This window comes from Oceaniferula spumae (assembly GCF_042849255.1).
In the GTDB taxonomy this organism is placed as follows: domain Bacteria; phylum Verrucomicrobiota; class Verrucomicrobiia; order Verrucomicrobiales; family Akkermansiaceae; genus Oceaniferula; species Oceaniferula spumae.
On sequence record NZ_AP026866.1, the window covers coordinates 1,732,729 to 1,745,315 of the forward strand.

9 protein-coding genes are annotated in these 12,587 nt (G+C 53.3%); 3 read left to right on the forward strand and 6 right to left on the reverse strand.

Features of this window, described 5'->3' with window-relative positions:
* The first annotated feature begins 98 nt into the window (after window positions 1-98).
* Together ACSPJT_RS07280 and ACSPJT_RS07285 are read left to right on the forward strand one after the other, a co-directional pair.
* On the forward strand, window positions 99-1,595 hold the full coding sequence (locus ACSPJT_RS07280; protein ID WP_435895708.1) for a DUF4331 domain-containing protein: 1,497 nt from the start codon (window positions 99-101) through the stop codon (window positions 1,593-1,595).
* Between the two features lie 75 nt (window positions 1,596-1,670).
* Window positions 1,671-2,984: a tetratricopeptide repeat protein gene (locus ACSPJT_RS07285; RefSeq protein WP_435895709.1), complete on the forward strand. Its 1,314-nt coding sequence runs from the start codon at window positions 1,671-1,673 to the stop codon at window positions 2,982-2,984.
* Between the two features lie 16 nt (window positions 2,985-3,000).
* On the opposite strand, the gene ACSPJT_RS07290 is transcribed toward ACSPJT_RS07285, so the two are convergent.
* From ACSPJT_RS07290 to ACSPJT_RS07315, 6 genes are all read right to left on the reverse strand, one after another.
* Entirely contained in the window at window positions 3,001-4,674 is a 1,674-nt protein-coding gene (locus ACSPJT_RS07290; protein ID WP_435895710.1) for a cation:proton antiporter, read from the reverse strand.
* Between the two features lie 105 nt (window positions 4,675-4,779).
* Complete coding sequence (locus ACSPJT_RS07295; protein ID WP_435895711.1) at window positions 4,780-5,604, reverse strand: hypothetical protein; 825 nt, start codon at window positions 5,602-5,604, stop codon at window positions 4,780-4,782.
* A gap of 139 nt (window positions 5,605-5,743) precedes the next feature.
* Entirely contained in the window at window positions 5,744-7,363 is a 1,620-nt protein-coding gene (locus ACSPJT_RS07300; RefSeq protein WP_435895712.1) for a cell division protein FtsZ, read from the reverse strand.
* A 127-nt stretch (window positions 7,364-7,490) separates the two neighbouring features.
* Window positions 7,491-8,141, reverse strand: a complete 651-nt coding sequence (locus ACSPJT_RS07305; protein WP_435895713.1) for a hypothetical protein — start codon at window positions 8,139-8,141, stop codon at window positions 7,491-7,493.
* Window positions 8,142-8,181: 40 nt separating this feature from the next.
* Window positions 8,182-10,896 (reverse strand): hypothetical protein, encoded by a 2,715-nt coding sequence (locus tag ACSPJT_RS07310; protein ID WP_435895714.1) that lies wholly within the window; start codon window positions 10,894-10,896, stop codon window positions 8,182-8,184.
* Window positions 10,897-11,029: 133 nt separating this feature from the next.
* Complete coding sequence (locus ACSPJT_RS07315; RefSeq protein ID WP_435895715.1) at window positions 11,030-11,989, reverse strand: serine aminopeptidase domain-containing protein; 960 nt, start codon at window positions 11,987-11,989, stop codon at window positions 11,030-11,032.
* Window positions 11,990-12,132: 143 nt separating this feature from the next.
* Between ACSPJT_RS07315 and ACSPJT_RS07320 the strand changes: the two genes are divergently transcribed.
* On the forward strand, window positions 12,133-12,513 hold the full coding sequence (locus ACSPJT_RS07320) for a hypothetical protein (protein ID WP_435895716.1): 381 nt from the start codon (window positions 12,133-12,135) through the stop codon (window positions 12,511-12,513).
* The last annotated feature ends 74 nt before the right edge of the window (window positions 12,514-12,587 follow it).

Sequence of the window (12,587 nt, forward strand, 5' to 3'; positions counted from 1 at the left end):
GCCCTAACTTTGGGTTCTGTTACAAACACCCGCCCAATAATGGGTTCAAAACAAGGTTAGAGACTGCTCCTGCAGTCGAAGCCAAGAAACACAAAAAAATGAAAACAAACACAACCATAACCATGGCTGCCGTGATGGCAGTCAGCCTACAGGGACTGCAGGCATCAAGCCACAGTGATGCGCCCTTGATCAAGCAGGACCCCCAAGCAAACCTTACCGACGTTTACGCGTTCGTAGGAACCAAATATGACGACCCCAACGTTCGGGTTCTCAATGTTCTAGTCAGTGTCCGACCTTTTTCTGAGCCTGGAGACGGTGTCATCTACGAACGATTTGCAGATGACGCCCGATATAGCATCCACCTGACAAACCCGGCCACGGGCAGGGAAATCACCCGCTATGATTTCGAATTTTCCAGTGTCACCGGCAATTTGAAAAATGGAAACACGATCCTTTCATATGGTCGCGGCTCCGACAGCGCTGGCCCCATCTTGGAAATTGGAGATGCCCAACAAAACTACACCCAGACCTACACCTTATCTCGTGCCATCCCCGGCGTCAGAAGAAGATCAACTTTGGGACAGAATCTGCTGACACCTCCGCCAAACGTGGGACCTCGTACTACTCCTGCCTACAACGGAGAAGATGGCCTGCCGATTTCGGGAGCCACTACTCTGGCGGAACTCGATAAGTTCACCCGAGATGCCATCAGTGAAACTCCAAGTGGAGTCGTAGCATGGGCCGGCCCTCGTGAGGACGGCTTTTACGCTGACACTCCCGGAATTTTCGATTTCCTTGATCCCCGGATCATCCAGGGAGCAACCAACACCTCAACCAACTTTGGTCAACAAGGTGGTGGAGTCGATGGGTTCATGGGCTTCAACGTATTGACCTATGCTATTCAAATTCCCATCGCTCAGCTGCAAACCAGCGAATACGACGATGTATTTGGAACAACCCACACCGGTGTAGGAGTCTACGCATCAGTGAGCCGCAGACGTGAAACCATCCGTCGTGGTTCCAGAGGTGGCACCATTAACGGAGGACCTTGGGTTCAAGCAAACCGTCTCGCCAACCCATTGTTCAACGAAGTGCTGGTAGCTCTTCAGGACAAAGACAATTACAACGTCACTAGCCCCACTAGCGACTCAAGCGATTTCGCCAAGTATGCAGAAAATCCGGAGGTTGCCTTCCTGATTAATGCGGTACTTTTCGAAGACCCCACCGGACAAGCACCGCTTGCCACCACTGGGCGTGCTGACCTGGTTGCTATCTTCATTCCGGACGTAATCCGTGTCGATACGACAACAATGCCTGTGCCACTTCCTACCCAAGATGGCTACAGCCGTCTGGGCCTATTTGGAGGCGACTTACTGGGCTGGCCTAACGGCCGCCGTATTGGTGACGACGTTGTAGACATCGCACTGTCTGCCGTCGCCAGTGGACCGACATTTGAGACCATTATCATTGTAGGGGACAACACTCCCAGCAATGACCAAGTCTATAACACTGTATTTCCATACCTTGCTACTCCGCATGCGGGACCAACAGTTAGACAGCGTCAATCACAATCACAGGCTCCAGTAAATAACTAGAACCTGACCGACCATCTCAAGCCGGGCTCAAATGGGCCCGGCTTTTCCAATTCTCATCTCAAAACAACCACTTCCATGAAATTCACTGCCCTCTTTACCACAACCTGCCTGATCATCCTGATGCCATCTTCATCCGAAGGGCATGAAAACCACACTCACCCAGAAGCAGACAAGTCACCTGAAAAACCAATCACCCGCACAGCTACGCAATGGATCAAAGTGGGTAATGCTCTGATGCAAGAAGCTAGAAATACACTCTCGCACGATTTCTCTGAAGCTGGTGCAGCCTATACACAGGCACTGAAGTTAGAGCCCGAAAACTCGGATGCCATGTTAGGCATGGCGTGGGTAGCTAACTCTAACCACGATTTCAAAGCTGGTAAAAAGTGGTGCGAAAAAGTCATCGCTGTATCCCCAAAGCAAGTAGACGCCTACTCACTCATGGGTGATGGCGCAGTTGAAAAAGGTCAGTATGATGAAGCATTTCAACATTACCAATCCGCCCTTGATATTCGCGTCGATCTCTCGACCCTGAGTCGATCTTCCCATCTCGTTTGGATCACCGGCAATTCAATGAAGGCTCGGCAACTCATGATGAAAGCCATCAAATCGGGTGGCCCCCATCCGGAAAACACCGCCTGGTGTCGCGCTGAGCTCGCGCTCATGCTCTTACATGACGGCGCAATCCCGTCAGCCCAAAAAGAAGCCGAAACTGCCGTGCTGACGGCGCCTAAAAATCCACGCGCCCTCTACGCTGCAGCCAAAGTCAAAATAGCGCTCAAGAAATATGAAAACGCGATCGTGATCTTGGAACGCTCACTGAGTATCCGAAAAACTCATGATGCCATGGCTACCTTGGTCAAACTCTACGGACTCGTTGACAACGACGAGAAAAAGAAAGCCATGACCCAGCAGTTGATCGCCTTCCACCAGACAGGCCATCAACATGCAGATCATCACGACCATGATCACAGCCACGATCACGGTCACTCTCACAGCGATGTCGGCAGCAGCCAGTTCGCCAAATTCCTAGCAGACGAAAACCTCGATCTCGATCTGGCACTCAAACAGGCCGAACTAGCCTATGAAAACTTCCCCAATGTCTACTCCGCTGACGCATTAGCGTGGTGCCATTTCAAAAAGGGCGATTTCAAAAAAGCTACCCTCTACAGCCGTCGTTCACTCGCTCAGCAAACACCCGATGCCTCATTGCATTTCCATGCCGGCATCATCGCAGAAAAGTCGAACCAACCCTCACTGGCACGGAAACACATCTCCGCAGCACTCAGCATGAACCCTATGTTTGATCCAGTGGACGCGGCAGAAGCCAGAGCTGCCATGGCCCGCATAGCCGCTAGTCAAAAAAGCGAACCGGCTCCTAAAAAGTAACAGATTTTTTGAGACTTCAGATATCGACGGAGTAGCACCCTAACACCGCTTGAACCATGGCATTGCCGCTGGTTTTCTCATCGTGGAATATGTGGTGCACTCCTTCTTTTTTCAGCAACTCCACCTCGGGAGAAAATTTCGCCCGAGCGTATGTGACGATGCCAGGATTGAGCGTGCGGGCTGCACGGATTCCAGCGCAGGCGAGTTGTGGTTCTGGGAAGGTGAAGGCAATGGCTCGCGCGGTGTCCACCTTGGCAAGTCGCATAGTGTCTTCCTTGGTCGCATCGGCAAACATCACACGCACGCCACGTTTGTGCAGGTCGCGCACCGTGTCGGCGTTCATTTCCAAGATCACCACCTGCACGGATGCCCGTTCCATGGCCTCGTGCAGTGTCTGCCCCACAGGACCATAGCCACAGATCACCACGTGATCTCGAAGAGCGCTGGCATCCGCATCATATGTAAGATCTGACTTGCAGGTTTTAGGTTTACACCAGCCGCGTGCCTCAAGCTTGCTCGACAGAGGAATCATGCCGCGCATCAGCCCTGGAACCAAGGCCATGGAAACGGCGGTGCAAGCTAACAGCATCTGCTCAAGCTCTGCTGGCAGACCTCCGAGATCAGCAGCGCGGCTCAATAGTACCAAGGAAAACTCACCACTACTGGAAAGGGCGGCACCGGCTAATAATGCCTGGCGTAGACGCAAGCCCATCTTCCGCCCGATGGCGATCACCACCATGCCCTTGACTAGCAAAATTACGCTCACTCCCAACAGGATGATCCACCATGATTCACGCACCACGGAAAGATCGATCATCAAACCCACGGAGACAAAAAAGACGGTGAGAAACAGATCCTTGAAAGGAAGAATATCGGCTAACACACGGTGGGAGTAGATCGATTCACTCACGACCAGACCGGTGGCAAAGGCACCCAGTGCGAGACTCAGGCCAAACCAGTTCGCCACCCAGGCGATGCCAGCACACAGAGCCACAACAGTCACAGTAAACAACTCTCGGCTACGCGACAGCGCCACTGTGTGCAGTAAGTGCGGCACTCCTACTCTGCTCAAGCCCCAGCAGAGGAAAAGGAAAAGGACCCCTTTGAGTAATGACCAAACGATCGGCATGGCCCCTCCCGCCCCATCGCCGACCAGCGAGGGCAGCACGACCATGAAGACAATCACCGCGAGGTCTTGAAAAATAGCGATACCAAGAGCCATGCGCGCACCGGGCGTATCCGGCTGACCCAGGTCTTGGAATGATTTGATACTGACAGCAGTGGATGAGAGAGCCAGAGCAAAGCCCACAACTAACAGAGTGCTACCTGAAACTCCTAACAACAGGCACACCCCCATCGCCAACATCGTGGTGACAAGCATCTGCATGCCTCCCCCACCTATCACCACACGCCGCAAGTGGAGCAACTCGCGGATGGAGAACTCAATCCCCAAGGTGAACATCAGAAGAACGACTCCCAGCTCGGAAAGCCCTGACACCGCATCTTCCGGATCGGCTCCCAGCCACTGAATCGCGCCGGTATTGGCAAGAATGACGCCGCAGATAAAATAGCCTACAAGTAAGGACTGCTTGAACTTGATCAGAAGCAGTGAAACCAAGACCACACCGCCCAAAACCATCGCCATCAAGGCTACGACTGGAGCCACCTCATTACCCGCTGCTAACAACATCGGCTGAAACTAGCATCCAGGGAGCCCGCTGTCACCGCATTGTTGGTGAGTTTTTGTGGCATCCATCTCAAATCGGGAGTGTATGTCGGAAACTGAGCGAGGAAACTAACGCATTTCCAGTTTGGTCTTAGCCCACATCCATTTTTCGATTTTGCCGTCCTTGATCAAAGCAATGGCATCGTGCTCTTGGACTCCGAGAATGGTTTCGGCTTTGAAGGTGACTCGACCGGTCTGATAAGTGTCTCCATCAAACTCCATATCGTCCCCCGCTTTCCAAGCTGTGACTTGAGCGGCTTTGAACTCGGTTACTTTACCTTCGGTCACGCTGGCCTTCATCGCAGCGACAATAGCGGCTTCATCTAGTTTGTCGGAGACGGGCTCTGGTTCGGGCGCAGGCTCTGGAGTAGGTTCGGGTTCAGGTGTTGGTTCTGGCTCTGGGGTAGGCTCAGGCATTGGAGTCGGTGTCGGCTCCGGATCTTTCTTCGCCACCGCATTCTCCAAACGCTTCAACATCATCGGAACGGCCAGCTGCTTGAAATCGGTCTGATCCACATTGATACGTCCTTTGACCGGAAAACCAACGGGCTGGATCTCGAGCTGATTTCCATCAAGGCGCAGGGGCTTCACCTTGCTTCCTTTTTTCAATGACATCGTCACGCCACTGGCTGAATCCGTGATGGTGAATGGGATCTTCAGTGAAACTTTTTCAGGGAAATCTTCGGACGTGATTTTGCTCAGGTCCACAGGAATAACATCGGCTGGAGGAGGTGTCGGTGTGTCAGGTTTATCGACCACTGCGGTGCCTCCGTCGGTGGTGTCCTCCACCTCGGCGTGTTCCTTATGCTTTGATCCAGAGAAGAAAATAGGTTCAAGCACGTAGCCGATACCCACGCTGATGAGGATGAGAATAATGGAACCGATGTTTGTCATGTTCCGTAAGATCTAGCACCCTGCTGATGATCCTGCAAGGCGGGAATGGCGGTCATTGGCAATACCCGAAAAACCCGGCATACTGGTCTGTCATAGCCTAGAGCCTATGACATTGAGCTATCGGCCTTGAGTCCACAATCTACCTGCGTTTTTTCCTCAGGAAGGGAGGTATATCGAGGTCTTCTCCTTCATGGAAATTGGGACTCTCTCCCTCAAATTTTCCTTTCGGGCCTCCATCGAGTTCGAGTTCCGGTTGTGCGACTTCCTTGCGTGCGCGGACCGGCGGTTTAACATCAGCGTCAAGATCAGGTATGGGATCCTCATCGATCTCGCTGACCGGAGGTTGTTCATCTTCCTCCGAGCTAATCTCTGGTTCCCATTCGTCTTCATCGACTGGTTCAGGTTCTTCGATAAAATCAGACTCAGTGATTGGTGCTACTCCGCTGACGGCAGGCACGAAGGCCTCGTCATCATCATTGTCCTCCGCAAACTCATCCTCCTTTAGGTCTTCCGGGCTTTTGGAAAATGGATTATCCGATGGTGCCGGGTTCGGTGAACTGAAGAACGGATCGTCGTCCATGTTAGATTCTTCGGGAGCTTCTTCAGGGCTTTGTTCTGAATCGGTGAATCCTTCACTAGGCTCCATGAATCCCTCGTCTTCCGGATGATCGATGAGGGATGCAGCAGCCACAGCAGCGGCCACGGCTTTCTCATCGTCGGCTACCTCGGAGGTGGGTTCGGGAGTGCTTTTCACTTGGACACGGGTGGTCGTGCTATCCGGGTTCAGCTTATCTTCAGGAAGGGCGCTGACCAGAGTCACACTGAGGCTGTCGCCCATGGCGGGATCAACCGCGGCTCCGAAGAGGATATGGGCGCTGTCCGGAACATGCTTGGCCAACCCCTGCATCAGAAGTTCCACCTCGTAGAGCGTCAGGCTTTCACCTCCACAGATATGGACTAGCACAGTGGTGGCATCTTCTAACAAACTACCTTTATCGAGCAACGGGCTGGTGAGTGAGCTCTCCAAAGCTGCTTGCGAGCGGTTTTCGCCCTCCGCAATACCGGAGCCAAACAGGCAGCGGGAGCGCGTGGTGTTCAAAGCGGCCATTAGGTCGTCGAGACCGACATTGATCAGACCCGGGCGAACAACGAGACGGGTGACAGCTTTGATCGATTCCGAGATCATACGATCCGCTGCGGCGAAGGCTTCGTGGATGCCTTGTTTTGCCAACACAAGCTCGCCCATACGGCCATTGTCAAAAGTGACCAGAGCATTAGACAGCACGGCTATTTCATTGAGTGCCGTCTCGGCCTGCTCACGGCGGCGGGCGCCTTCGAACGAAAATGGCATGGTTGCAAAAACCACGACGAAGGCTCCCTCTTCACGAGCGATCCGACAGATGAGTGGCGCAGCTCCGGAGCCAGTTCCGCCGCCTAGCCCCACACAGATGAAGACCATACTACGGTCGCGAAGAGCATCGCGGATTTCCTGTTCTGATTCTTGCGCCGCTTTTAAGCCGAGAGCAGGATCGCCGCCAGCTCCCAGGCCTTTGGTGAGGTTTCTTCCAATTTGGATTTTCTCGCCGGCTACTGAGCTCGAAAGAGTGCGCATGTCTGTGTTCACACAGAGCATTTCGGCGCCGGTCATACCATCGAGCGCGGCTCGGTCTAACATGTTTGCTCCGGCACCGCCGAGGCCGAGGATTTTAACGGAAGATTCTGGAATGGTCTGCTGAGGATCGCGTTCGTAGGAAATCATTGTGTTCAGGTGTCAATAGTCGGGGACAGATGTCAGGGGGGAGTCTCTCGACTCCTACAATGGGATTGGTTAGGTTTTCTTTAACAAATACCTCGTGGAATGGCGAGTAAAGAATCCCCCAACGTCATCAGGGGGCCAGCCTGGAAAGAATGCCGGGCAGAATGGACCGCCATGCCCAAGCCTTGGTCGCCGCCACCACCGCTTCCTCATCGCTGAGTCTGGGCAGGGTTCGCTTTTTCTCAATCACCACGCAGGCCAACTCAGCGGCTTGCCGTTCTGCAGTGAGGGTGAAGATCTGGGCGCAAGCGGCGAGGGCGAGAGAAGTCATCACGATCGCGAGAGCCCAGAGCGCGGGCACTCGGCCGACCACTAATGCAAAGACCATGACTACGGTGGTGAACACTGGAAAGACATGGCCAAAACGGATCGCCCAGGCACGTCTGGCGATCGCCTTTGGATCACGTAAGGAAAGCAAGTAGAGCCCTACTTTCATGGCCGACTCACCATGCGAGCGGGCGCTGACGCCGGTGGCGGTGTCCGGAGAAATGATCAGCCACTGCTGGCCGAGATCAGGGGATGCTACCCAGCGGCGTGCGGGAGATTTAATTTCCACTGCCTGCTGACTAACGGAATCTAACATCTTTCGTGCCAGATCTCCAGCCGAGATGGTGAGCCGCTTATCCTTGATGGTGTGCAACACTCGGTCGCCGTTAAATTTCCTCAGTATCACTGCAACCAATAACGGCAGTAATGAGAGGAAAAGCAGAAGGCGGTGCATGAGATCAGAGTCCAGAGATCGATTCCAGAATCAAGAAGAATTAGCGCGGCATAGGTGCGTTCTTGAACCGGTCCAGCTGCTTGCTGAGTTGGTTGTAATTGATGATCGTTTGTTGCTCGCTGCGAGGAGTTCCTTGGGCATCTGAAATGCTGGCATCGACAGCTTTCTTAGACCATTCGACAGCCTTCTCGCGATTCCCACGCGCGAACCATACCTCAGCCATGGTGTCTAGGTAGGCACCCTGAGACGGGCGGATTTTCAGGGCAGCCTCGGCATGTTGGTGGGCGTCATCGAGTCGGCGCACAGCACGGGAGGCCAACCATGCGGCGGTATTCCGGGAGTTATGTGAATCAGGGTAGAGTTCACAGGCCGCATTGACATGACGGTAGCTTTCCTCGAACCAGCGGTTGTAGACTTCGCCTATCCCTGCATTTCTCAATGCGGGGAAAAAATCATCTGCCAGCGAGCCATCGCCGGGGATCAGTTGGCGGCATTGGTCGAGCTTCTCGATCGCCACAGCGCGTTTGCCATTTTCAAAGAGATGCATCGCATGGGAGAAATCCGCATAGAACCGGCCACGTAAAATCCGGTGCAGGTAGCTGCCGCTGCGACCGCGCATGAGAATGCGGGTGTAAACCTCTGCGATGGCAGCTGCCTTTTTCCACTGTTTACTCTCATATAAGTGCTGACCATATGTGGATAAATAAAGGATGGCCTGGCTATACTCAGAGTCTTGTCCAGTGGACATGATGGCGGAGAGTTCCCAGAGGGCTACGGCCTCGGCATCATATCCGGCCCCGGAAAGTTCGGCACCGATTTTCCCCAGCGCAGCGGAGTCCCCCATGGTGAGCATCAGGGATCGATCGTAAGCTTTGGCGGCCTCATCTTCTTTTCCTAATTTCCGCAGGGCGATCGACCATTTGATCAGATTCAGATATTCGCCCGGGTGCTCCTTGGCTAAATCGGCGTAGACAGGCGCGACTTTCTCCCAACGTTGCAGGGCAGCATCGAGAAAGGTTTTTGATCGCTTCCAGCGTTCGTCTTTCGCGGCGAAGATGTCTGCCAATCTGGATGCCTCGGTGAGATTATTCCGATTGATCGCAAAGGCATAGAGAGCCTCGGATCGGGCTTTTTCCATCACCTCGGGTTTGGCATTGGGACCGACGATTTCTGCGAGCAGCGACTGGTGAATTTTCTCAGTTTCATTCTGAGTGTCGGCAATGATCCCAGCCAGCAATGCTATTTCGTGTAGGGCTTTATTGATGTCGTCCGGGTGACGTTGCTTTAGTGCGTTCCAAATTTCTGTGACTGATGAATTTTCTCCAAATAATTTGCTTACAGCCAGATTCATCTCGCCGTCTTCATTGCCACGCGCTTCGACAAATTTGATCGCCAGCCAGCCCAGATCATAGGCGCGCATTCTTGTGAGGATGTCAAACCACGCATCCGCACCATCTTTTTCCAAGGCGGTCATCATGGGCTTCATCACGGCCATGGAATGTTCTCCCTCGCCATGGCGGTCGAGAAAGCCCGCGAGTAACAACAACCAATCATAAAGCGCCTCATCCTCTGATTCCGTGGCCTCTTCCGTGACTTTGTTTACCCACTTGGTGTAGGGAGGCTTGGCATCTTTTTCGATACCTAACAGCTCAAGACAACGTTCGGGCATCTCAATGTTGTCAAAATAGTCAAAGGCTGAATCCATTTCATTGGCCGACAACAATCGAACCGCTTCTTTCGAAAATCCGTTCGCTGCGAGACAGATGGCGGCATGTGCGGATGAGTCTTCATCATTTGCCATCCTGACAAGTTCTCGGGCGATGATAGAGGCTTTCTTGTCCTCGCCTAACAAACGGGCTTTTTGAATCTGATAACCAAGACCAAGGATGGCACTTACGCGCCCTCCATCGTTGCTGGAGTTCAACCATGGTAGGGCATCACCCGTGAAGACACGCATAGCATCGGCCAGATTTGTGAGACCGGCTTTTTCAGCCTCTTTCACTGCGGCTTTGACATCGCCTCCTGCGCGGTGAAGTGACATCCGCCAGATGGCACCTTTTTTACCAGGCATGTCCGCCGCTTTGGCCAGGCGTTGCTTCAGCTCACCTTGACGAACATAGAACCAGGCACGCATCGCCATGTTCTGTTCATCATCTCCAGTGAGTTCGAGGATCTCACCCGCCTTATCGAAATCCCCCTTGATAATCGCCTCGCGAGCAGCTTGTGAGGCGGAGGCCTGAACGACATCCGCCATCCGGGAGCGCGCGGCCGGATCTTTTTCGAGCCTGGCAAGATGCAAAACCTGGTGCCACTGTCCCAGTTCCATCAGCTTGCGCAAAATGGTCAGTTTTGAGTCGACCTCACTGCGGGCAAACTGGATGACCAGCTGTTTCACCTCTTCGGGGCTATCCGGAAGGACGCCGGCGGAAATATAGAGAACCAACTCGGTAGCCCTGCTGCTGACCTCGGGGTCCGGCCCCTCGGCTGCGCTGCGAAGTGAGGGCAAGGCAGCATTACCTAGCTTCCAAAGTGAGGCCATTGCCTTCTCGCGAGTATTGTAAGATTCATGACCAAGATCGGCGACCAGTGTAGTGATATCGCGTGCTGGCTCTGCGGCGGCTTCTTTTTGATCCTCAGCCACGCCATCTTCGTCGGCAGCGGATACGCTCAACGGCAAGGCCATCAAAAGTCCTGCCGTCAGCGTACAGACCGGCAACCAACGTGCTTGATCGGTTAGTCGGAAAAAGCGAGCCACGGAATTGGTTGAGCTTCTGACCTTGGTAAAATGCATGCGCTTCACATTCATATCTACGTCCGAATTTGCAATGATATTAGTAAAAAGCAAGGGCGCTCAGCAGAACAGGCGAGAATAGCCACCAGACCGCTGATCACTTGAGCTTCTTAATCCAGTCGACCGTATCTTTGAAAATAGTCTGCCGGTGGGCATCGTACATCAGCAGGTGGTAAGATCTCGGATAGTATTTCCGGGCCTTTGGAGTAGTCTCGGGGAGGTGCTCGTAGAAGTTTTTGACACTATCCTCGGAAGTGAAGATGTCTTTGCCGCCATGCAGAACCAGAATTGGGCAATCCACAGCCTCAGCCTGCCTGGGCATGATTTCCGCGAGATCACCTAGCTTCAGCAGTAGCCGCAAGGTGTAACGTGGAATATACCAGGCATTTTTCGCAGCCTGCTCCTCGTGAATATCATCCTGGGTGACAACGGCTCGCTCACCATTGGAAAGCGATTCGAGCGAAATGCGAAGTGTCGGCATTAGGAAGGTGCTAATTCTAACAGCAAGAATTTTCCACGGTGCCAATTTGGCCTGAACATCGATGATAGGTGAGGAGACGATCAGCGCATCTGGCTTTGGCATTCCTCGAGGCGCGTTGGTGTAGGCGTTGACCACAATCAATGAACCCATGCTCTCGCCGAACCAGATGACTTTGGCTTTGGGGTGCACTTTGCGCACTAGTTGGGTGAAAGTGTAGAGGTCTTTATACCATTCCTTGACCCTGCGAATATCGCCACGGCGTTCTACTTTCGGGTCCAGGCCTTGGCCTCGTGTCTCGGCTGCGTAGAGTGCTGTGGATTTGCTGTTTTTAAGCAAATACTTGGCGAAATTATCATAGTCGCCGGAGTGCCCTGAAATGCCATGCACTCCGATGATGACGGTCTGGGGTTCCTCCTTTTCGGGCAACCACTTGTTATAGCCTAAGCGGTCGCCATCGTAGGTGACATATTGTTTTTCCTCGAGCTTCGGCATCACTTTTCGAATCGGGTTTACGGCAATCGGGTTGGCACATGATGACAACGCAGCCAAGGTGAGACAGGCTGCGACGCGGCACAAAAAACTGTGCTGTCTGGAAATCAAAGCGAACATCAATGCCGCGCAAGCATGATATCGATCGACTTACATGGCAAGCCCCCATGTTCCGTGCGCTGCTCGCGAGAGTGCTTGATCTTTTTGTCTAGCGGGTGTTTCATTCTCGCGTGCTTCAAATAGTATTCAACGAAATCAGCGCGGCGGAGATCTCACGCCTCGGCACTCTCGAGCAGCTCGAACTTCTGGACGCTTTCAAAGTGACTGAAGCCGATCTCAAAGATCTCGATGGCGAACACGGTGACGACGGCCAGCATCTCGGCAAGATGGTGCGTGACGGCAAGACTCTCTACCGTTTCCGCACTGAGGATTTCCGCATCTACTTCGAAGTCGTGGATGGCTCGGTGACCGTGCACCGCGTGCTGAATAAGAACACCTTCTCGGATTTCATGTTCCGCTCGAAAATGCCGCTGTCCGAGGATGAAGAGCTATCGAAGTCCAAGCACTTCTGGAAACTGATCGACGAGGGCCGTAACGCCCGTAGGATGTAGCCTACCTGTTAGACTCTGAATATTGGATGAAACTTTGTATTTCATTCACATTCTATCTTCCCCTGCCGAAGCCC